This is a genomic window from Pseudomonas sp. RC4D1, from assembly GCF_018390395.1.
Taxonomy (GTDB): domain Bacteria; phylum Pseudomonadota; class Gammaproteobacteria; order Pseudomonadales; family Pseudomonadaceae; genus Aquipseudomonas; species Aquipseudomonas danubii.
The window spans coordinates 1,832,628-1,854,194 of record NZ_JAHBAW010000002.1; the positions used below are offsets into that span (position 1 = coordinate 1,832,628).

Here is a 21,567-nt window from a genome sequence, read left to right on the forward strand (position 1 = left end):
TCCCCGAAAGCCCAAGGAAGGAGCACCGCGTGTCATCAGACATCACCCCGAAGCAGCGGGACGATATTCGCTACGTGTTATCGGACGCCTTTGTCGATAACGAGGTGGACTACGCCTACATCGCCCGCGAAACCCAGGCCTATGACCGGGCCGAGGTGGAGCGCATTCTCTACGAAGAGGTGGCGCCGGTGTGCTACATCAACCTGATGGCAGTGATCCCGGAAATCTGGATGGGCTTTGCTCGCGAGCCCTTGCTGGAGGAGATCGAGGCAAGCCTGGCGCTTCGGCGCAGCAACCGCTGGCAGGCGTTTCGCGTGCGCTTGTTCATCCGTTGGATCCGCTTTCGCGGGGCCTATATCTGGGAGGAAATCTGCAAGCACTATGCGCCCTAGGTTCGAGCCCTAACGCGCATCAGCACTGCAGTAATCGGTAGGCCGCAGTGCCACCCGTTCCGGCAGCATCTCGCCCTGATCGTCGATCTTGCGCAGCATCGCTGTGCACATCTGGTCCTGGAGAAAGACCATCTGATAGGTCGCACCGGCCTCGGGAACGAAGGTCACGCTTTGTTCGCAGACAAAGCGGTAGTCCTTATCCATCCCGGGCTCGGTGTTGTAGAACATGAAGGCGAACGGACGATTGGCCGGGATCTTCAGCTCGTTGGCGCCAAAGCCTTCCTGACGGCGCATGCGGTCGGTGGCGGCCGTCATGGGGATGCCCAGGTTGCGGAAGTTGGGATGGGCAATACCACGATGGGGGCGAACCATCAGCCCGGAGCTCGGTTTGCGCCAGTCGATGCAATCGCTGTAAGGCACGCCACGCACCAGCCCCTGGGCAACGATGCGGATCAGCGCGGTGTCACCGGCATCGGCCGGCACCCGGTAGCTCACGGTGGTGGCCTTGAGGGTGGAGACAAAGGTACAGCCGCCGAGCCCCAGTGACAGGCTCAGCAACAGGATCGAATGCAGCCGCATGATTCATCCTTGATGGGACCGCCAGCGAAGGCTGAGGCAAAGGATGGCGATCTTACCTCGGCGCCAGGGAGCATCGGCAGATTTTTCTGCGGGGCCTGTAGCCGCAGCTCAAGGCGGCGGCTACAGGGTCAAGCCCTCAGTAACGAGCGTCCACCGGACGGCCACCGTTGGGCCAGTCCTTGACCTTGTCCGGGAAGTCCGGCCGCGGTTGGTGGGAGAAGTACTCGGCCACGTCCAGGGCTTCCTGATCCGAGAGGCCGCCCTGGCCCAGGGGGAATTTCTCGTGGAAGCCAATCGGCATGTTGCGTTTGACGAAGGCCGCTGCGGTGTAGGTGCGGGCCATGCCGGCGCCGATGTTGAAGGATTGATCGCCCCACAACGGCGGGAAGATCAGGCTGCCGTCGGCCCGTTTCAGACCTTCGCCGTCGACGCCGTGGCACACCGCGCATTGCTTGGCATAGACCTGCTTGCCATTGTCGGCGTTAGGCTTGAGGGCCGGGTCGATCTTGCCCACGCCGCGTCCGGCCACCTTGTCTTCGGGACGAGTGTTCATCTTCATCCACTCGAAGTAGGCCACCATGGCTTGCATGTCGGCGCCGTTCACCGGCAGCGGCTTGCCATGCATGGAACGGCGGAAGCAGCCGTTGATGCGCTCTTCCAAGGTGATGGTCTTGCCCGCCCGCGGCGCGTAGCCGGGGAAGAACGCCGAGACACCGACAAAGGGAGAACCGTCAGCCACGGTGCCAGCGTTGAGGTGGCAACTGGTGCAGTTCAGCGAGTTGCCGACGTTGTCCGGCAACAGGGCTTTGGTTTCCAGGTGCAGGCGCATGCCACGCACCACTTGCTCGGCATTCGGCGCCGCCAGCAGGTTGGCCAGGCGCGGGGTTTCGAACAGGGTGCTTTCCACTTGCGGGCTCAGTTGCGCACGCATCTTTTTCACTTGCTCGGCGCTGATGGCCGAACCGTTGTTGCCCCAACTGCTGCGGATAAAACTGAGGATCTCGGCGATCTCGCCGTCCGCCAGCTGAGCAAAACCAGGCATGGTGTAGACCCGCGGATGAGCCGCGGTCTGCGCGGTCTGCCAGCCGGTCAGGGTGATGTGCAGCAGGGAGGTCGGGTTGGCCGAAGCGACGCTGGGGTTGCCCGCCAGGGACGGGAACATCTGCGGCACGCCGGCGCCGTCCTGGCGGTGGCAGTCGGAACAGAATTGCGCGTAACCCAGGCCGCCACGGGAGGTGAACAGGTTGTTCGGCGGGGCCGCCGGGGTCAGGGCCACCGAAGGCATGGGCAGGTCATCCTTGCCGGCCGGCAGGGACTTGAGGTACGCGGCGATGGCGGTCAGGTCGGCGTCGGTGAAGTGCTGGGTGCTGTGGTGGATCACGTCGGCCATGTTACCGGACACCGTGGCGAAGCGGTTCTGCCCGGTCTTGAGCAGTTGCACCGTGTCTTCCACGGTCCACAGGTTGCGCAGGCTCAGGGCCCGCCACTCTTCCACCGTCTCGCCGGCCAGGTAGTGCTGGCCGCCGGACTCGGTGTCGCTCATGGCCTTCTCCTGGAAGGCAATGCCCCGTGGCGTATGGCAGGAACCGCAGTGACCCAACCCCTGGACCAGGTAGGCGCCGCGATTGAGCTGCTCGTCCTTGGCTGGATCGGGCTTGAACGGCTGCTTGTCGACGAAGGCCAGGTTCCAGAACCACAGGCCCCAGCGCTGGTTGAAGGGGAAGCCCATGTCGGCTTCCAGGTTGCCCTGGGCCACCGGTTCCACGCCGTGCATCAGGTAGGCGTAGAGAGCGCGCATGTCCTCTTCGGTCATCTTGGCGTAGGACGGATAGGGCATGGCCGGGTAAAGATGGCTGCCGTCAGGGGTGACGCCTTCGCGCATGGCGCGATCGAACTCTTCAAAACTGTAGCGGCCGATACCGGTGTTTTTATCCGGGGTGATGTTGCTGGAGTAGATGGTGCCCATGGGCGTCTTCAGCTCCAGGCCACCGGCCATGGTGGCCCCGCCCTTGGCGGTGTGACAGGCGATGCAGTCACCCAGCTGGGCCACGTACAGGCCACGCTGGATCAGCTCGGAGTCGGGTGGGGTAACCGCCGTTGCCGGGGTCGGCTCACTGGCTTGCAGAGGGGGTACGCAGAGCAACGCAGCGCCTAGCAGGCACAGGCGCGACAGAGAAAAAGCCATCAGGTTATTCCTTTAAAATCCGCCTGGGGTGGTCCCCTCGGCCGATATCCACAAAGGTTTTTATTGGTTATCCCGACCTTCACGGTGCAGGTCAGGGGCTCGATACCTCGTGAGTCCGAGCCTGGTGCCCTTGTATAGGATTTTTCTGAAAGCCCTGTTGATATGGATCATGGCGCCCTAGGCAATGTCCTGTATGCCCGCCTACGTGACGCTTTTACTCACTGGTTTCCACCTCCAATCCGACCGCTTGCCAATCGCTGAACCCCTCATCAAGGCGTCGCACCTTGAAGCCCTTGGCCCGTAGCAGGGCTGCGGCATTCTGTGACAGCACGCAGTACGGACCACGGCAGTAGGCCACCAGCTCTTGATCGGTGGACAGTTCGGCCAGACGCTGTTCCAGGTCCGCCATCGGGATGTTGATTGCCCCAGGCAAATGCCCTTGAGCGAACTCCTCCGGCGAACGTACGTCCAGCAGGGTCATGCCGCCTTCCTGCAAGCGTTGACGCAGTTCCTCACGGGATATGCCCTCCAGTCGCATCGGCTGTTGCTCGCTGTCGGCCAGCAGTTGGCGAATCTGCCCATGGTTGTAATCGACGTACTGACGCAAGGCGTCCAGCAGGCTCACCAGCGGCCCCGGGCTCAGGCTGTAGAGCACCCGTTTGCCATCACGCCGGGTCTGTACGAACCCGCCTCGCCTCAGCTGCTGCAGGTGTTGCGAGGTGTTAGCCACCGAGAGCCCCGAGGCTTCCACCAAGCGCTCCACCGGCTGCTCGTCGCGGGCGATGTGCTCCAGCAGGATCAGGCGATGGTGGTGGCCGAGAATACGTGCCAGCTCAGCCATCTCGGCCAGGGGCTGCTGGGGGGAAATCGAATCGCTCATTGACAGCTCCTGCTGTTTTATTGATCATTCAATCACTTAATTGAATGAAAACCTATCACACCCATGCACAAGGCTGAAGCACAGCCCGTCGCACTTCAAGGAGTCCTTAATGCATGAGTTCGTCGCGTTGATTTCACAGGCGCTGCTGTTGGGCATAGGCGCTACCTTGATCCTTGATCTTTGGACGCTGCTTCTGGCGCGGGGGCTGAACATTCCTGGTGCCAACTGGGCCATGGTCGGCCGCTGGATAGGGCATTTTCCTCGCGGGCGCTTCGTGCATCCAAGCATCGCCCAAGCCGCCGCGGTACCCGGGGAGCATGCGCTGGGCTGGCTGGCGCACTACCTGATCGGCGTCGGCTTTGCCGCCCTGTTGCTGCTGATCTGCGGCCTGGAGTGGGCGCGACAACCGACCCTGGCACCGGCCCTGATCATCGGCGTGGTGACGGTGGCTGCACCGTTCCTGCTGATGCAACCGGGCATGGGCGCCGGAATCGCGGCGAGCAAGATGCCCAAGCCGAATGTGGCCCGGCTGCGCAGCCTGATGGCGCATTCGGTGTTCGGGCTGGGGCTGTATGGCGCGGGGATGTTCTGGGCCTGGGTCCAAGAGCTGACCGCGTGATCGGCCATCCAGCCCGGGTCCACTAGGCTCCGTTCTCAAACCGTCACTCGGGAACAGGTGCCCCCGGCTGGTTTTCACTGATCAATGTCAGCCCCAAAGTAGGTTCTTTTCCGGAGTGGCAGATTTTTCTGCCCCCTGTATCAGCTCCATCAAGATGATGGAGCTGACGCACTCACCCCCCTCAGAAACAAGGCACTCACAGCCAAGATCACGACTCGACGTCGTTGCTGTGGTAGCACTGGTCGCCGTTGTCGCGCTGATCCGTCACCTGCGCAAACGGCGCAAGACCCGGGATCGTTGACACGGCACTTTGGGCACATCGGGAATTTTCATACTGAACCGACGACTTTATTTCGTTTGTCCCAAGCCCTCGCCAACGGCTTAGATAACGGCTCGTTTCCGGCACCCAGAGCCCGCATCCATGAGCCACGAGAACATCAGCCGTTCGCTTTCCACCGTCCACCCGATCCGCCTCAGCCACGGGCGCAACGCCGAAGTCTGGGACAGCGACGGCAAGCGCTACATCGACTTTGTCGGCGGTATCGGCGTGCTCAACCTGGGGCATTGCCATCCGCGGATCATCGCGGCCATCCAGCAGCAGGCCACCCGGCTCACCCACTACGCCTTCAACGCCGCGTACCACGAGCCCTACATCGAGTTCATGCAGCGCCTGGCGGACTTTATCCCGGTGCGTTACCCGGTCAGCGGCATGCTTACCAACAGCGGCGCCGAGGCCGCGGAAAATGCCCTGAAGATCGTCCGCGCAGCCACCGGGCGCAGTGCGGTCATCGCCTTCGACGGCGCCTTTCACGGGCGCACCCTGGCCACCCTCAACCTCAACGGCAAGGTAGCGCCCTACAAGCAGAAGGTCGGAGTGCTACCCGGGCCGGTGTACCACCTGCCCTTCCCCAGCGCCGACAACGGCGTCACCTGCGACGAAGCGCTGAAGGCCATGCAGCGCCTGTTCAGTGTGGAAATCGATGTCGAGGAAGTGGCCTGTTTCATCCTCGAACCGGTGCAGGGCGAAGGCGGCTTCCTGGCCCTGGACGCCACCTTCGCCCGGGCGTTACGCAGCTTCTGTGACGAACACGGAATTCTGCTGATCGCCGATGAAATCCAGTCTGGCTTCGGCCGCACCGGGCAGCGCTTTGCCTTCTCTCGCCTGGGCATCGAGCCGGACCTGATCCTGCTGGGCAAGAGCATTGGCGGTGGGCTTCCGCTGGGCGCGGTGGTAGGTCGCAGGGAGTTGCTGGACGTGCTGCCCAAGGGCGGCCTGGGCGGCACCTATTCAGGCAACCCGATTGCTTGCGCGGCCGCTCTTGCCACCCTGGAGGAAATGACCGATGCACATCTGCAAGCCTGGGGCGAACGCCAGGAACAGGCCATCGTGCAACGTTATGAGGGCTGGAAAGCCGATCGGCTGAGCCCGTATCTGGGACGCTTGACCGGCGTCGGCGCGATGCGCGGCATCGAGTTGGTCAATGCCCGCGGCGAACCGGCGCCGGAACAGTTGAGCGCCCTGCTCGGCAACGCCCGGGAGGCCGGGCTGCTGCTGATGCCCAGCGGCAAGTCGCGGCACATCATTCGCCTGCTGGCGCCCTTGACCACCGAGCCTGAAATCTTTGAGGAGGGCCTGGATATTCTCCAGGAGTGCCTGGCGCGCCTGTGATTCCCGGCGCGCCTCAGGGCGAGGCTAGAACAGGTAGCCCATGTAGGTGGCGATGCCGCCACCGGCCTGTGGTCCGACGTTCATGCCAGCCATGACCACTGCGCCCTTGGCCGAACGCAGCAGCTGCTCGTTGACCTTGATCGAAGCCATCATGGTCGCCGGGTTGCTTCCCAAAAAGACGGCCAGGGCCAGTAGCTTGGGGTCCAGGCCGAACAGCAGGGCCGTGGCCGAACCGCCCACCACCAGTCCGCCACCGACTTCGGTATAGAAGCAAGGCCCGGTGATGTCGTCCTCGGTCAGGTCCCGGCTGCGAAGGGCATCGCTGACAAAGACCTTGCCGGTGCTGGGAAAAGCCTCCGCCGCACCGGCACCACTGACGCTCTTGCCCTTGACCTGGATATTGACCTTGCCGAAACGCGGCAGGCGCCCACCAAAGCCGGCGCCCACCCCCAGACCGCCGTAGCGATAGCTGACGTCCTTGCCCTGAGGCGAACGCAGGGTGATCGATCCACCACCGCCGGCCACTAGGGCGATGGTCAGGCCGCCACCGCTGGCGGTCTGGTACAGCCATTTACTTTCGTTGACCGGAATCGGAATGCTGAGGTTCATGGGGTCAAAGTCCTTTTGCTCTTTGTGTGGCTCGTCCGCGCTGGCTGATGACACCCACCAGGCCGGCCAGGGTAAATACCAAACCGATCAGGCCGAGCACACCCGGGGTGGCCCAGAGTGCTGCCGGGTCGTCGATGACCGCGCTGTTGGCCGGCCGCTCAGGCTGGTAGTACACCCGCACGGGCTGATCTTTCTGGTAGCCGAAGATAAAGCCGCCCTGGGGGTAGGAAATTTTCTCACCGCTGCCGGTGGTAAAGGCGATCTCGGGGTGCGAACCACCGGCGTTCAGGTCGCTGACGATACCGTCGGCGATCTGGGCACTGGCGATGAATTCGCGACGATCGAGGGTGAGATTGACAGCAATGGCCAACAGGCCAATGCCGATCAGAACAAACAGCAGACCCTGGAGGATCTTGCCGAGGCGTGACGGGGTGGAGTTAGCCATGGGCTGTCTCGATATTCGTCCGTGAAAGAGGGAGGCCACGATAGCAAGAAACCTACCCCCAGAAAAACCGCCGCAGCGGCGTTCAGGCGCCCAGGAGATCCGCTTGAGCGCCTTTTGCCAGCGCTTACAAACCGAATACCCGACGGGCATTGCCCTGGAGGAATTTGTCCGCAATGGCCGGCGGAAGTTCCAGCACTCGCACCTGTTCCAGGCATTTTTTCAGCGACAGCTGGGGGAAGTTGCTGCCGAACAACACCTTGTCCTGGCCATAAGTGCGCATGAAGTGCAGCAACTGAGGGGGGTAATAGGCCGGCAGGTAGGCGGAGGTATCGATGTGGATGTTGTCGTGCTTCCAGGCCAGACCGATCATCTCGTCGGTCCAGGGATGCCCGATATGCCCGCCAACGATCACCAGTTCGGGAAAGTCCAGGGCCACCTCGTCCAGGTACGGCACGGGCCGCCCGGTTTCCGAGGGCATCAGCGGCCCCGTATGACCGACTTGGGTACAGAAGGGAATGCCCAATTCGATGCACTTCACATACAGCGGGTAATACCAGCGGTGATTGGGCGGCAGTTTCCATAACCAGGGCACGATGCGCAGAGCCTTGCAGCCCAGTTCCTTGACGGCCCGTTCCAACTCGGCCACCGCCGCCATCGGCCGGCTCAGGTCCACCGTGGCCACGCCGACGAAACGTTCGGGAAAGGCCCGGGTATAAGCCGCAATCTCATCGTTGCTGAACACCCATCCCTCGGGCCGGCACCAGGCCGAAAGCATGAGTTTCTCCACACCTGCCTGGTCCATCAGTTCCACCGTGTGTTCAATGCTCAGGGCCTGGTCCAGCAAATGCGCGGACCCGGACTTCTCGAACAACCGCGCCACTTCCGGCAACAGCGCCCGGGCACGGCCGTTGGCCGGCTGCGCCCAGGCATCGATGGCGCCCCGTTTCAAGGTCATTGAGCGGTCCCCCCTATGTATTCAAGATCGAAACCACAGGCTAGATCCGGACCTTGCCGCCAACAATGTCCGCAGCGCTCATCAGGCTTGACCCATGTGTTCAAGCCATGGATAAAGCTTTCCCCTTCCCGACACCCTCGCAAGGACGCTCCATGACCGATCAAACCACCCCCGAGCAATGGCCCCCTGCCGGCTGCCCGCCCCTGGCCTGGCCGGATCTGCCTAATCAAGCCGCGCGGCTGAGCTGGTACCTGGCGGTCATCGGTGCCTACGGTGCGCTGTGGGAAGGACACGTCAACCAGCCTGAATTAACCCCCGTCAGCGAGGAAGCGCTGGTGGCCCTGGAGCAGCGTCTGGGCTGTGCCTTGCCGCCCTCTCTGCGCGACTATCATCGGCAGCTGGGGGGCTTGTCCCTGGCGGAGATCCTTTGCAGCGTAGGACCCGGCCATACCCCGATCCAGCCTCTGCTGGAGGCCTACCCTGGCATTGTCGATATCCCCGAGAGCGATCTGGACCTGACACTGGCGCACCAGTTGGTTGCCTTTGGCGACTACCTGGGCAACGGCAACCTGTTCTGTTTCCACCGGGAAAGCGGCGCGGTCTACTACTTCGATCACGACACCGGCGTAGCGCTGACACGTTTCTTCGACTCCCCCGAGGAGTACCTGGATGCGCTGATGCTGCTGTGCCTGGCCGAGGTGTACGAGGACGACGACGGCGCCGAAGCGCTGATCAGCCAGCGTTACGGCGACGACTTGGTGCGCAAGTGGCGCTACTGAAGAACAAGGACCTCGGTCTCTACTAACGCCAATGCCGGCGCACAATCTGCGGTTCTCAACCCCGAACAAGGATGCTCCATGTTTCAGCGTGCCCTGATCTGCACACTCCTGACACTGCTTGCCTTACCCGCCAGCGCCGCTCCGGCCAAGGTCGAACGCCGATGCGGCTGGTTCGAGAACCCGACGCCGGCCAACGCCACCCTGACCGACCGCGACGGCGTCTGGGAAATTGCCAGCCAGGGCGGTTATCAGGCCGAGGGCGACTGGCCCACCTTCAACGACCAGCAATGGGTGCGCACCAACAACCACTACGGCTACGGCTGTGCCTGCGTCAGCGCCAGTGCTGATCCACAGACACATCGTCTCGACCAATTGCACAAGGCCAAGGCCCGCCCGCTGTCCGCCTGTCGCAACGATCCCAGCCTGTACGAACCCTTGCGCGAGGAAGCCGGAGTTCCGGTATTGCCCATGGATTCACCACGCTTCAAGGCCCAGGGCTTCAGCCTGCAATACCCCAAAGGCTGGAAGCTTGGCCAGGCGCAGAACTGCCTCACCCTGAACCACCCGAAAAAACGTCCCCAGGAGGAATACACCCTGCACCTGTGCCTGCAGCAGGGCAGCCTGGAACAGGCCGCCGAAGGTTTGTTTTTCTATCAGGAAAACGGCGTGTGGATGCGCAGCGCCGGAAGGGATGAACCCAGCCCGGTGCAAGAGATTTCAGGCCCCGGCTGGAAAGGCCTGCTGGCCTATCAGACCTGCGGCATCAGCGATGGGGACACCGGCTTTCACGCCTATGGCGGCACCTGCCTGATGGCGCTGATCGACAGCGGCCAGCGTCAGGTGGTGGCTGATAGCGTCGGGTTCTTTCAGGACTTCGCCACCCTGAGGGCGATTCTGTACTCGATCCGCTTCGACCCGGCGCCGACAACGCCACCCCACTAGCCCTGTGACTCGGCCCGATACAGGGTTTGCAGGTGGGACAGGCGCAAGCCGTAGTGCTCCAGGTTGCGCCGGCTTTGCGAGTTCACCAGGGCCGTGGCCGCGACACTCCGGGCGCCAAGAGCGGCGGCCTGCTGCACGCGATGGCCGATCAGGGCCCGATGATGGCCCTGCCCCCGGGCGGCCCGGGTGGTAAAGGCAGTGCCCAGGTAGGCCACGCCATTGTCAGCGATGAACAGCGCTGCGCCAGCCACTGCAACACCCCGGTCCCGCAGCAGGTACAAATGCCCGCGCCCATCGTTGAGCAAGCCGCTGAAAGCCGCCTGGTTGATCGGCCGCGCCGCCGCAGGGGTATTGAAGCCTTCGCTGTGCAGCGCGCAGAACCTTTCAAGGTTCAAGGCCGTCACCGGCTCGATATCCAGCGCGGAAGACGGCGGCGCCAGTTCGTCGATCGAAGCGAACAACTGCCCGTGGGTCCAACCCTTGAGGCGCTGCAATGGCTGCCCCTCCAGTTCCAGGGTGCCCGCCACCTTGGCTGACTCAGCGATCAAGGCGATCGCCGGGGCGCAGGCCGCGCAGGTCTGTAACAGCTCGACGAGGCGGCAGGCCTGTTGCGCCCAGTCGCCATGTACCCGGTTCATCATCGGACTGGGATTACCAGCGACGACGAAGGCGCCACACCCCGGCTCGCCCAGCAGGCTGGCCCCATGGGGGTTGCCTGCCAAGTTCGCCAAGCCCTGAACCCGGGCCCGCAGGTATTGGTGCTCCGCGTATTCAAGCGCCAGGGCGCGGCGGCGATCCATATCAGCGACCGCCCATCGGGGTTTCGCTGACCCAGGGCACGCGCACTTGTTCGGCGATGCTGGCAGCCTGCTGCTGCAGGACCTCGAGTTTGGCGCGACGCCCAAACAACCCGCTGAAATGCAGCAGCAGGCGCCCGGCAAAGCCCAGGGCATCGCCACGCTTGCGCGGGATCAGGTGCAGATGGGCATGGGGGATGTGCTGGTTGGTGGCCCGACCATCATTGACCAGCAGGTGGGTGCCTTCGACGCCGTAGCCGGCACGCCGCTGCGCGGCCAGCAATCCATCGAACACCTGATACAGGTGCTGACGGACGAAGCCGGGTAATTGATCGAGCTTTTCCACATGGGGCTGGGGAATCAGCAGGACATGACCCGCCCCCAGGGGATGCACGTCCATGAAGGCCATGCAGTGTTCATCGCGGTAAACCACGGCCGCCGGCAGGGTGCCGGCGACAATCTGGCAGAAAATGCAGTTCATCCATGAATCCTCAAGTGACAAGGTGCGTCCTGGCGGGCTACGTCAATGTAACCCACCTTATCCCTCGAAGGCCTGTCCCTTGAAGACTCATTCTTGGAGAGCCTGTCCGCGAAACAGGCCTGCGGATCAGTCCAGGGCCAGATAGGCGCCGGCGTCGACTTCGATCATCACCGGCTGGCGGATATCCCTGAGGCTCTGCAGCAGTTCCTGCAACTGCGCCGGGGTGTCGGCGCGATGGTGCGCCACATGGAAGCTCTGGGCCATGGCCCGGAAGTCCGGAGTGAGGATGTCCACCCCCAGCGGCGCGATGTCCCGGGCCTGCATGTAGTCGCGGATCTCGCCGTAGCACTGGTTGTTCCACACCAGCAGAATCACCCCGATCTGCGCTTCCTTGGCGGCGATCAGTTCGCTGCTGGCGAACTGCAAGCCGCCGTCCCCCACCAGCGCCACCACCGGACGCTCGGGCCGTGCCAGCTTGGCGCCCATGGCTGCCGGCAGGCCGTAGCCCAGGGTGCCGTAACCGCTGCCGGCGTTGAACCAGCTGGCCGGGGCCGGTGCCTGGTAGCCGCAGGCGCCCTGGTACACCGGTTGGGTCGAGTCGCCCACCAGGATCGGACTGCCCAGAGTGTCGCGCAGCAGGTCGAGCAAGCCTTGCAGGCCTTGTTGCTTGGGCGTCCAGCCCATGCGTTCGGCCTGGTTGACCCTCTGTACGCTGTCCACGGCCCAACGACCGCGAGAGCTGGGTTGCAGCACTTTGCCAAGCAAGGCTTGCAAGCCTTCCAGGGCATCGCCTACCAGGCCGACATGGGCCCGCTGCACGCCCATGACCTGCATCGGGTCGATGTCCAGGCGGATCAACGAGCCTTTGAAACGCAGCGGGCCCAGGCCAAAGAAGTCGTAGTCGGTTTCCCCCAGTTCAGTGCCCACGGCCAGCACCACGTCGGCTTCGTCGATCAGCGCCCGGCCATGGGCCGATGACTGCACGCCGTCGAGCAACAGCGGGTGCGCGCAGGGCAACAGGCCCCGGGCGTTGGTGGTCAGGGCCACCGGCGCTTGCAGGCGTTCGGCCAACTGGCGCAACGTCTCGGCGCAACCCCGGGCGCCGCCGCCGGCCAGGATCAACGGCCGGTGAGCGCTGTTGAGCAAGGTCGCGGCCGCTTCGATCGAGGCTCCGGCCGGGGCCGGAGCACCGGGCAGGCTGCGGGGCATCAGGTTGAGGTCGGTGGCGGGCATGTCCAGCACATCCAGGGGAATCTCGATGTGCACCGGCCGTGGTCGCGCGCACTTGAACACGGCAAAGGCCCGGGCCAGGAGCTCCGGCAGTTCCGCAGGCGACTGCAGGGTATGACTGAAAGCGCAGACCCCGGCCACCATCGCCCGCTGGTCCGGCAGTTCATGCAGATGGCCGTGGCCCAGGCGCAGGTGCTCGCGACGGTTGACCGTGGAGATCACCAGCATCGGCACCGAATCGGCGTAGGCCTGGCCCATGGCGGTGAGGATGTTGGTCATGCCGGGGCCGGTGATGATGAAGCACACCCCGGGCTTGCCGCTGGCCCGGGCATAACCGTCGGCCATGAACCCGGCGCCCTGTTCATGCCGCGGGCTGACATGGCGCAGGCGGCTGCCGTGCAGGCCGCGATACAGCTCGACGGTGTGCACGCCGGGAATCCCGAACACCGTGTCCACGCCATAACCTTCCAGCAAACGAACCAGCGACTGGGCACAGGTGGTCATCGACTACTCCTCTTGTTCTTATGCGTCCGGACGACACCCTGCGCCCGGCTGATGTCGAGGGACATTAGTCGCTGCACCCGAGGCGCAACAATCGAAAAAAATCGCGACGATTGCTCAATAAAATTCACGCTTTGCCGTTGCGGCGCGGCTCCGGGTGCAAGCGGGTGATGCCCTGCAACTGGGATTTGACCCATTCGCTGAAGGCCAGCACCACCGGACGCTCGGCCTTGAGCAGATCGGCCACCAGGTAGTAACCGCGGTTGGATTCGATCTCGGTGCCGAAGGGCTGCACCAGTTGCCCCCGGGCCAGGGCCTCGCCGCTGATCAGGTTGTCGCCCATGGCGATGCCCTGGCCGGCGATGCAGGCCGATTGAACGAAGTGCGCGTCGGCGAAGATGATGCCCCGGCGCACATCGACATTCGGCGCCCCGGCCGCCGCCAGCCAGACCCGCCAATCGGAGTAGTCGATCATGTGCAGGAGCAAGGCGTGATCGAGCCCGTCGAGGGTTTTCAGGCCGCCCATGGCATTCACCAGGCTCGGGCTGCACACCGGGAAGTAACGCAGGGAGACGATCTTCTGCACATGCTGGTTGGGCCAGTCACCCATGCCATAGGCGACGAACAGATCGACGCTGCTGTCGCTGGTATCGCCCGGAGTGCGGGGTGACACCAACTGCAGTTCCACCTGGGGATACAGCGCCTGGAACTCGGCGATATGGGTGCACAGCCAGTAGGTGGCGAACCCCGGCGGGCTGCTGATGCACAGCCGGCCACTGACCTGCTGGCCATCGGAACGCTGCCCGGCCTCGAGGATATTGGCCAAAAGCAGGTGAATGTCCCGAGCGTAGCGCTCGCCCTGATAGGTGATGCGAATGCTGCGGCCCTGGCGCTCGGTCAGCGCAAACCCCAGGGTCTGCTCCAGGCTCTTGATCTGGTGGCTGATGGCACTGGGGGTCAGGTTCAGCTCATTGGCGGCTTCGGCGACACTGCCCAGGCGGGCCACCGCGTCCAGCGCGCGCAGGGCGGTCATGGAGGGATAACGCATACCGATCAGGCCTCGACTGCAAAAAAACGAGTGGCAGCACCATAGCTGCAAACGTGGTCCGGCAATAGCCTTGTCCGTCGCCGGAAAAACCGTCCATTGCTGAAAAAAATTACCGGGTCCAGCTAAAAAAGCTCGATTGACCCCAGGCCATCGATGGCTAATTCTCCAGCCCTACCCTGTGCCGGGTACTGCCCGGCCATCGCACAATAACAAGAGGGTCGACCCTTGCAATCGCAGCCCAACTCCGTCAATCCCGTGGTGGCGATCGATGATCTGCACAAGAGCTACGCCGATCACCACGTGCTCAAGGGCATCGCCCTGCGCGCCAATGAAGGTGAAGTGGTCTCGCTGATCGGCTCCAGCGGCTCGGGCAAAAGCACCCTGCTGCGCTGCATCAACCTGTTGGAAATTCCCTGCAGCGGCAGCTTGCGCATCAATGGCGAAGAGGTGCGCATCAAGACCGATCGCGCCGGCAACCCCCAGGTCGCCGACCCGGCCCAGGTGGCACGCCTGCGCACCCAACTGAGCATGGTGTTCCAGAGCTTCAACCTGTGGCCCCATCGCACCGTGCTGGAAAACGTTATCGAGGCGCCGGTGTATGTCCTCGGTGAAGATCGCAAGGATGCCATCGCCCACGCCGAGCACCTGCTGGAAAAAGTCGGCCTGGCCAACAAACGTGACACCTTCCCGTCCTTTCTGTCCGGTGGCCAGCAGCAGCGTGTGGCCATCGCCCGGGCCCTGGCCATGCGCCCCCAGGTGCTGTTGATGGACGAACCGACCTCGGCCCTGGACCCTGAGCTAGTGGGCGAAGTGCTCAAGGTCATCCAGGGCATCGCCGAGGAAGGCCGCACCATGATCCTGGTGACCCACGAGATGGCCTTTGCCCGGGATGTGTCGAGCAAGGTGATGTTCCTCCACCAGGGGCTGGTGGAAGAGGAAGGCCCACCGCAGCAAGTGTTCCTCAACCCGGTCAGCGAACGCTGCCGGCAATTCGTCATGGCTCAGGAAAACCGCGTCTGACGTCCCGCTTCAATCCTTGAAAACAACAACTTCGATAAAGGGTAAAGCCATGAAAAACCTGCTCAAGGTGCTTGCCACCGGTTGCCTGTTCAGTGCATTGGCCAGCCACGCCGTGGCCGCCGACAAGATCGTCTTCGGCATCGCCCTGGAACCCTACCCGCCGTTCTCGATGAAAAGCGGCAACGGCAACTGGAGCGGCTTCGAGCCGGAGCTGATCCAGGCGCTGTGCGAGCGCATGCAGGCCCAGTGCCCGCTCAAGGAAGTGGCCTGGGACGGGCTGATTCCGGCCCTGCAATCGAGCCAGATCGACGCCATCCTCAATTCCCTGAGTATCACCGAGGAGCGCGAGAAGGTCATCGATTTCTCCGCGCCCTACTACCAGACCCCGGCCATGTGGGTCGCCGACCAGAGCCTGGAGCTTGCGACCACTCCCGAAGGCCTCAAGGGCAAGCTGATCGGCGTGCAGGGTTCGACCTCCAACGCCACCTTCGCCAAGACCTACTACGGCAAGACCTCGACCCTGCGCTACTACACCACCCAGGACGACATGATCGCCGACCTGCAGAGCGGGCGCATCGACGTGATGCTGGCCGACGCCCTGACCATCGAGCCGATCCTCAAGACCGCGGCCGGTGCCGGCCTCGCGGACAAGGGCCTGGCGCCGAAAGACCCGCTGTTTGGCTCGGGCATCGGCGTCGGCCTGCGCAAGGGTGACAGCGCCCTGCAACAGCGGATCAACACCGCCCTGGCCTCGCTCAAGGCCGACGGCACCTACGACAAGATCCGCAGCCGCTACTTCAGCGTCGACATCTCTGCCAACTAAGCCGTCCGGCGCGCCCGTTTGCGCGGGCCGCCGGCGTTGACTGGATACGTCATGATTTCTCTGTCCGACCTTTCCCAACTGTTCGTCGCCGACGGCTGGCTCGGCGCCCTGGCCCAGGGCGCGCTGGTGTCCCTGCAGATTTCCGCCGGGGCCTTCGTCCTCGGCCTGGGCATCGGCCTGCTGGTGGCGATGATCAAGCTCAAGGGCCCGCGCTGGCTGGTGAAACTGGCCAACGTCTACACCACCCTATACCGGGCCATGCCCGAGCTGCTGCTGATTCTGTTGCTGTACTACGCCGGCACTGACCTGTTGAACATGGCCATGGCCGCCATGGACCGTCCGAGTGTCACGGTCAACGGCTTTATCGCGGCGGTACTGGTGCTGGGGATTGTCCAGGGCGCCTATTCGGCGGAGATCATCCGCGGCGCGATCCAGGCCATTCCCCACGGCCAGATCGAAGCGGCGCGGGCCTACGGCATCGAGCGCTGGCTGCTGGTGCGGCGCATCCTGCTGCCGAGCATGCTGCCCTACGCCATGGCCGGGCTGTCGAACCTGTGGCTGGTACTGGTCAAGGACAGCGCGCTGATCAGCATCGTCGGTTACAGCGAACTGCTTTCAGTAGGCAAACAGGCGGCCGGTTCCACCAAGCACTACCTGGTGTTCTACCTCGCGGTCGCGGCTTTCTACTTCGTCATCACCCTGGTGTCCGGCAGCCTGTTCCGTGTGCTCGAACGTCGCACCAATCGCTGGCTGCCCCAGCACTAGGAGACTCGGATGGACTTTTCCTGGATCAACGGTTTTTCCACAGAGCTGCTGCGCGGCCTGGGCATCACCCTCAAGCTCCTGCTGCTGAGCGGAATCTGCGGCTTTGCCCTGGCGGTGGTGGTGGGCCTGGGCCGGGCGTCGCGCAACCCTCTGATTCGCGCACCGATGCAGTTCTATATCAGCGTGTTCCGCGGTACGCCGCTGCTGGTGCAGATCTACATCCTCTATTACGGGGTCGGCAGCCTGTTCGCCGCCTACCCGCCGATTCGCGGCAGCTTTCTCTGGCCCTACCTGCGTGAAGGCTTCTGGTACGTGGCCCTGGCCCTTACCCTGAGTGTCGGTGCCTATGTCGGTGAAGTGCTGCGCGGTGGCCTGCGGGCCGTGCCTCGGGGCGAACTGGAAGCCGCCCGCGCCTACGGCATGGGTTACTGGCTGACCCTGCGCCGGGTGTGGCTGCCCCGGGCCCTGGAGCTGGTGCGCCCGACCCTGGTGGGCGAATGCGTGCTGCTGCTCAAGGCCACTGCGCTGGCGTCCACCGTGGCGGTCACTGATTTGCTCGGCGCCGCCAACCTGGTGCGCGCCCAAACCCTGAAGGTCTACGAGCCACTGCTGGCGGTGGCGCTGATCTACATCATCCTGGCCTTCGCCATTGAGCATCTGTGCGCACGCCTGGGCAACCCCGAACGAAACCGGGCCCCCCAGCGTCAGGCCTGAACCCATTGATTGCACAGGCAACCAAGCCCGTGAGGAGAACAACATGCGTTACTCACCTTTCGTTCAGCGCATCAGCGGCGAATCCGTCAGCGCCTGGGATATTCACTACGCAGCCATCGAGGCTCGGGGGCGCGGCGAGGACGTCATCGTCCTGAGCGTCGGTGATCCGGACTTCGCCACCGATGCGCGCATCAGCGCCGCCGCCAGCGCCGCCCTGGAGCAAGGCGACACCCATTACACCCATGTCCTCGGCCGCCCGGCCCTGCGCGAGGCGATTGCCGCCAAGCAGCGGCGCCTGCTGGGCATCGATGTCAGTGCCGATAACGTGGCCCTGGTGGCGGGTGCACAGAACGGTCTGTTCGCCACCTGCCTGTGCCTGTTCGGCAGTGGCGACGAAGTGCTGGTGCCCGAGCCCATGTACCTGACCTACGAGGCCTGCGTACATGCCTCCGGGGCGCAGATCGCCTGCGTCCAGCAGCCGGCGGCCAACGGCTTCCGCCTGACCGCCGCCGCGCTGGAAGCGGCGCTGACCGACAAGACCCGGGGCATCGCCCTGGCCACGCCGTGCAACCCCACCGGCAACGTCTACAGCCGCGAGGAGCTGGAGGCCGTGGCCGAGGTGGCGCGCAAGCATGACCTGTGGGTGATCTCCGACGAGGTCTACGGGCAACTGACCTATGACCGCGAACACCTGAGCATCGCCTCAATGCCAGGCATGGCCGAGCGCACGGTGATCCTCAACAGCCTGTCGAAAACCCACGCCATGACCGGCTGGCGCGTGGGCTGGGTGATCGCCCCACCGGCCTTGGTCGGGCACCTGGACAACCTGCTGCTGTGCATGCTCTACGGCCTGCCCGGGTTTATCCAGGAAGCCGCGCTCAAGGCCCTGGAGCTGGATGAAGAAGTGATCGGCAGCGCTCGCGAGGTCTATCGCCGGCGCCGCGATCTGGTGGTGGCCGGCCTCAAGCCGGTGCAACTGCTCGATTGCCGCGAGCCCGAGGCAGGGATGTTCATGCTGGTGGACGTGCGTCGTACCGGGCTGTCGAGCATGGATTTCGCCTGGCAGCTGTTCCGCGCCACCGGGGTCTCGGTGCTCGACGCCCAGGCCTTCGGCGCCAGTGCCGAGGGCTTCGTGCGGATCTCCTTCACCGTCGCCGACGACGTGCTCAAGGACGCCTGCCAGCGCATCGCCGGCTTTGTCGAAACCCTGGGCGCCACACGCTGAACGCATGACTCGGGCCGCCCCTGCGGCCCTTGTAACTCTGACAAGAACACTGCTGCGCCTCACTTTTTTGCCCACCTTTGAAGGGCCCCCCTGCTTGAGAGGTTGACCCCGTGACCGCTTCCGACCAATTCAACTCCACCCATAGCGCCGTCGATCAATACGCCGAACTGGTGCTGCACAACGGCCGGATGTACACCCTCGATCCGGCCCAGCCCTGGGCCGATGCCGTAGCGATCCGCCAGGGCAAGCTGATCGCGGTGGGCAGCCTCGCCTCCCTGGCTTCGCTGATCGGGCCCAACACCCGTCAACACGATCTGGATGGGGCCTTCTGCATGCCCGGCCTGCACGACATGCACACCCACCCGGACCTGGCCCTGGCGCCGCGCTACGCCGACGATCTGGACGTGGGCATCGAAGACCCGACTCCCGAGCAACTGGCCGCGGCGATCCACGCCTATGCCGACAGTCACCCAGGCGATGGCTGGATCTACGGCCAGTACTGGGTGCGCTACACCTTCCGCGAAGCCGGCCTGATCCCGGGCCGCGAGTGGCTCGACAGCGTCATGCCGGACCGTCCGGTGGCCCTGCTGGACCGCATGTGGGGCACCATGATGGTCAACTCCAAAGCCCTGGAACTGGCCGGTATCGACCGCCACACCAGCGACCCGCGCAACGGCTACCTGGAGCGCGATGAACTGACCGGCGAACCCAATGGCCTGCTGATCGACGGCGCCTACGCCCTGATCCACGCCGCCATGCCGCCGACTCCGGTGTCGGTACTGCGCCGCGCCTACCGTGATGGCGTGCACTTCCAGACCTCTCGCGGGGTCACCGCCACCAAGTACGTGCACGTCTGCGAGAACCGCCTGCAAGCCCTCAAGGAACTGGACGATGCCGGTGAGCTGACCCTGCGGGTGGAGGCGGCCATCAGCTGGCAGGACGATATCTTCCCGGTGCGTCGGCGCTGGGAGCTGCTCAGCGGCGAGCGGCATTTCTATCGCAGCGCCCGCCTGAATGCCAACGCGGTGAAGTTCCATTTCGACGGCACCGTGGAGCCCAAGTCGTCCTACCTGCTGACCCCCTGGCCGGAAGAGTCGAGCTGGCGCGGCAAGCTCAACCTGACCCCGGAACACATCACCGACATGGTGGTGGACATGGACAAGCGCGGCCTGCGGGTGATCGCCCACTGCACCGGCGACGGCGCCTCCGACGTGTTCCTCGACGCCGTGGCCGAAGCCCGGCGGCGCAACGGCAACAGCGGCATCCGTCACCAATGTGCCCACAGCACCCTGCTGCACCCGGGCAACCTCAAGCGCTTCCAGAGCCTGGACGTGATTGCCGAGTTCTCCCCGGCGGCCTGGTACCCGACGCCATTCGCCAGCGGTGCGCGTTCCGGCTACGGCCAGGAGCGCCTCAAGCGCATCTATGACTTCAAGGGCGTGCTGGCGGCCGGCGGCATCGCGGTGTTCGGCACCGACTGGCCGGTGGCGTCCATCGATCCGTGGCTGGCCCTGGAAACCATGGTCACCCGGCAGAACCCGTGGAACCAGGAACCCGACACCTTCGGCGACCCCATCAGCCTGGAGCAGGCCCTGCAAGTGGCGACCCTCAACGGCGCCCACGCCATGGGCCTGGAACACCTGACCGGCAGCCTGGAGGCTGGCAAGTCGGCGGACCTGATCGTCCTCGACCGCAACCTGTTCGCCCAGGACGCGCGCAACTACATCCACCACACCCAGGTGCAACTGACCTTCGTCGAAGGGCAACTGGTCTACGACCGCCAGGGCATCTTCAGCGACACGCCGTTGCAGGCAGTGTGGGAAGGCCTGCCGCCGGTGATCGAGGGCAAGGAATAATGAACAGCACCCCGAGCATTCCGGTCACCGTGGTTGCAGGCTTTCTCGGCGCCGGCAAGACCACCCTGCTCAACCGCATGGTGCAGCGCGCCGACAGCGGCCGGCTGGCGGTGATCGTTAATGATTTCGGCGAGCTGAACATCGATGCAGCGATCATCGCCGAGGTCACCGACGCGGTGTACAGCCTGCAGAACGGCTGCATCTGCTGCACCGTGCAAGAGGACCTGCTGGCGCAACTGGTGAGCCTGTCCAAGCTGCGCCCGGCCCTGGAGCGAATCGTCATCGAGTGCAGCGGCGTCTCCGACCCGCAGCGTATCGTGCAGACCATCGGCTACCCGCAATTGCGCAACCGCCTGCACCTGGACGCGGTGATCACCCTGGTGGACGCCAGCGGCTACCAGGACCTGGAAGGGGAAATGGCTCGGCTGTCCCGGGCCCAGGTGGCCTGCGCCGACTGGGTGCTGCTGAACAAGGCCGACCTGGTGAGCGCCGAGCAGTTGCAGAGCATTCGCGCCAGCCTCGGCCACCGCGCCCCGGTGTTCGATACGGTGCAAGCCGAGCTGCCGGCGGAGTTGCTGCTGACGCCGCCGGTGCGTTCCACCGAAGTGCTGTTCAAGGCCCTGCCCCAGGCCCACGACGAATTGTTCGAAAGCTGGGTGTGGAAAAGCTCGCGACCGCTGCAGCCCAAGGCTTTGCGCGACTGGCTGGCGCGCCTGCCCGCCGATCTGCTGCGCCTCAAGGGCCTGGTGCGCCTGGAAGGCAATGAACAACCCTACTGGTTGCAGCATGTGGGCAACCGCAGTCAGTTCACCCTGGCCACAGGGCAGCCCACCGAGCATGCCGCGCAGTTGGTGTTCATCGCCCGCCGGGGCAGCGATCTGCGTCAGGAACTGGAGGCTGGGGTCAGCGATACACAAGTGCTTTGAACGACAGGGAATCTGTGGCGAGGCGTCCGGTCTGATGAGGCGCGGCTGCCGGGCCGTCGCTTGGTCCGTGACAATAGTGTCCGGGTCCAATAGATTAGGCGCCCCCGAAAATGCCCCCCGGGCCTTT

22 protein-coding genes are annotated in these 21,567 nt (G+C 64.2%); 12 read left to right on the forward strand and 10 right to left on the reverse strand.

The window, feature by feature from the left end; all coding sequences use genetic code 11:
- Positions 1-29: 29 nt before the first annotated feature.
- On the forward strand, positions 30-392 hold the full coding sequence (locus KHO49_RS23990; protein WP_170001467.1) for a DUF7079 family protein: 363 nt from the start codon (positions 30-32) through the stop codon (positions 390-392).
- A gap of 9 nt (positions 393-401) precedes the next feature.
- Here KHO49_RS23990 and KHO49_RS23995 read toward each other — a convergent pair whose 3' ends face one another.
- From KHO49_RS23995 to KHO49_RS24005, 3 genes are all read right to left on the reverse strand, one after another.
- Entirely contained in the window at positions 402-971 is a 570-nt protein-coding gene (locus KHO49_RS23995) for a hypothetical protein (RefSeq protein WP_213665906.1), read from the reverse strand.
- A 136-nt stretch (positions 972-1,107) separates the two neighbouring features.
- A complete protein-coding gene (locus KHO49_RS24000) occupies positions 1,108-3,156 on the reverse strand; it encodes a c-type cytochrome (RefSeq protein WP_123394020.1) in 2,049 nt (682 codons plus the stop codon).
- Positions 3,157-3,370: 214 nt separating this feature from the next.
- Complete coding sequence (locus KHO49_RS24005) at positions 3,371-4,036, reverse strand: ArsR/SmtB family transcription factor (RefSeq protein ID WP_102880838.1); 666 nt, start codon at positions 4,034-4,036, stop codon at positions 3,371-3,373.
- A 109-nt stretch (positions 4,037-4,145) separates the two neighbouring features.
- Here KHO49_RS24005 and KHO49_RS24010 point away from each other — a divergent pair, with 109 nt between their 5' ends.
- Together KHO49_RS24010 and KHO49_RS24015 are read left to right on the forward strand one after the other, a co-directional pair.
- Entirely contained in the window at positions 4,146-4,655 is a 510-nt protein-coding gene (locus KHO49_RS24010) for a DUF2938 domain-containing protein (protein ID WP_102880839.1), read from the forward strand.
- Between the two features lie 421 nt (positions 4,656-5,076).
- Positions 5,077-6,324 carry a 2-aminoadipate transaminase gene (locus KHO49_RS24015; RefSeq protein WP_213665907.1) on the forward strand — a complete coding sequence of 416 codons (1,248 nt, stop codon included), beginning with the start codon at positions 5,077-5,079 and terminating at the stop codon, positions 6,322-6,324.
- 24 nt (positions 6,325-6,348) lie between these two features.
- On the opposite strand, the gene KHO49_RS24020 is transcribed toward KHO49_RS24015, so the two are convergent.
- From KHO49_RS24020 to KHO49_RS24030, 3 genes are all read right to left on the reverse strand, one after another.
- Entirely contained in the window at positions 6,349-6,933 is a 585-nt protein-coding gene (locus tag KHO49_RS24020) for a hypothetical protein (RefSeq protein WP_102880841.1), read from the reverse strand.
- Between the two features lie 4 nt (positions 6,934-6,937).
- Positions 6,938-7,378, reverse strand: coding sequence for a DUF3592 domain-containing protein (locus KHO49_RS24025; protein WP_170001471.1), 441 nt, complete (start codon positions 7,376-7,378; stop codon positions 6,938-6,940).
- Between the two features lie 124 nt (positions 7,379-7,502).
- Positions 7,503-8,333, reverse strand: a complete 831-nt coding sequence (locus tag KHO49_RS24030; protein ID WP_213665908.1) for an amidohydrolase family protein — start codon at positions 8,331-8,333, stop codon at positions 7,503-7,505.
- Between the two features lie 152 nt (positions 8,334-8,485).
- Here KHO49_RS24030 and KHO49_RS24035 point away from each other — a divergent pair, with 152 nt between their 5' ends.
- Both KHO49_RS24035 and KHO49_RS24040 read left to right on the forward strand, forming a co-directional pair.
- A complete protein-coding gene (locus tag KHO49_RS24035; protein WP_213665909.1) occupies positions 8,486-9,112 on the forward strand; it encodes an SMI1/KNR4 family protein in 627 nt (208 codons plus the stop codon).
- 78 nt (positions 9,113-9,190) lie between these two features.
- Positions 9,191-10,054 (forward strand): DUF4087 domain-containing protein, encoded by an 864-nt coding sequence (locus tag KHO49_RS24040; RefSeq protein WP_213665910.1) that lies wholly within the window; start codon positions 9,191-9,193, stop codon positions 10,052-10,054.
- On the opposite strand, the gene KHO49_RS24045 is transcribed toward KHO49_RS24040, so the two are convergent.
- From KHO49_RS24045 to KHO49_RS24060, 4 genes are all read right to left on the reverse strand, one after another.
- Positions 10,051-10,854, reverse strand: coding sequence for a GNAT family N-acetyltransferase (locus tag KHO49_RS24045; RefSeq protein WP_213665911.1), 804 nt, complete (start codon positions 10,852-10,854; stop codon positions 10,051-10,053). The two genes, KHO49_RS24040 and KHO49_RS24045, sit on opposite strands and share 4 nt — an antisense overlap.
- A 1-nt stretch (position 10,855) precedes the next feature.
- Positions 10,856-11,332 (reverse strand): HIT family protein, encoded by a 477-nt coding sequence (locus KHO49_RS24050; RefSeq protein WP_110652257.1) that lies wholly within the window; start codon positions 11,330-11,332, stop codon positions 10,856-10,858.
- A gap of 126 nt (positions 11,333-11,458) precedes the next feature.
- Positions 11,459-13,066 carry a 5-guanidino-2-oxopentanoate decarboxylase gene (locus KHO49_RS24055; protein ID WP_213665912.1) on the reverse strand — a complete coding sequence of 536 codons (1,608 nt, stop codon included), beginning with the start codon at positions 13,064-13,066 and terminating at the stop codon, positions 11,459-11,461.
- A gap of 124 nt (positions 13,067-13,190) precedes the next feature.
- On the reverse strand, positions 13,191-14,111 hold the full coding sequence (locus KHO49_RS24060; RefSeq protein ID WP_170001477.1) for a LysR substrate-binding domain-containing protein: 921 nt from the start codon (positions 14,109-14,111) through the stop codon (positions 13,191-13,193).
- 225 nt (positions 14,112-14,336) lie between these two features.
- Between KHO49_RS24060 and KHO49_RS24065 the strand changes: the two genes are divergently transcribed.
- The 7 genes from KHO49_RS24065 (at position 14,337) to KHO49_RS24095 (ending at position 21,440) form a co-directional block, all read left to right on the forward strand.
- Positions 14,337-15,131, forward strand: coding sequence for an ABC transporter ATP-binding protein (locus KHO49_RS24065; RefSeq protein ID WP_102860358.1), 795 nt, complete (start codon positions 14,337-14,339; stop codon positions 15,129-15,131).
- Positions 15,132-15,180: 49 nt separating this feature from the next.
- Positions 15,181-15,954 carry a transporter substrate-binding domain-containing protein gene (locus KHO49_RS24070; protein WP_102880847.1) on the forward strand — a complete coding sequence of 258 codons (774 nt, stop codon included), beginning with the start codon at positions 15,181-15,183 and terminating at the stop codon, positions 15,952-15,954.
- A 51-nt stretch (positions 15,955-16,005) separates the two neighbouring features.
- Positions 16,006-16,719, forward strand: coding sequence for an ABC transporter permease (locus KHO49_RS24075; protein WP_047305985.1), 714 nt, complete (start codon positions 16,006-16,008; stop codon positions 16,717-16,719).
- Between the two features lie 9 nt (positions 16,720-16,728).
- Positions 16,729-17,433, forward strand: a complete 705-nt coding sequence (locus KHO49_RS24080; RefSeq protein ID WP_102860356.1) for an ABC transporter permease — start codon at positions 16,729-16,731, stop codon at positions 17,431-17,433.
- A gap of 43 nt (positions 17,434-17,476) precedes the next feature.
- Complete coding sequence (locus KHO49_RS24085; RefSeq protein WP_213665913.1) at positions 17,477-18,658, forward strand: pyridoxal phosphate-dependent aminotransferase; 1,182 nt, start codon at positions 17,477-17,479, stop codon at positions 18,656-18,658.
- Between the two features lie 110 nt (positions 18,659-18,768).
- Entirely contained in the window at positions 18,769-20,514 is a 1,746-nt protein-coding gene (locus tag KHO49_RS24090) for an amidohydrolase (protein ID WP_213665914.1), read from the forward strand.
- Positions 20,514-21,440 (forward strand): CobW family GTP-binding protein, encoded by a 927-nt coding sequence (locus KHO49_RS24095; RefSeq protein ID WP_123394011.1) that lies wholly within the window; start codon positions 20,514-20,516, stop codon positions 21,438-21,440. Before KHO49_RS24090 ends, KHO49_RS24095 begins: the two co-directional genes overlap by 1 nt.
- Positions 21,441-21,567: the final 127 nt, after the last annotated feature.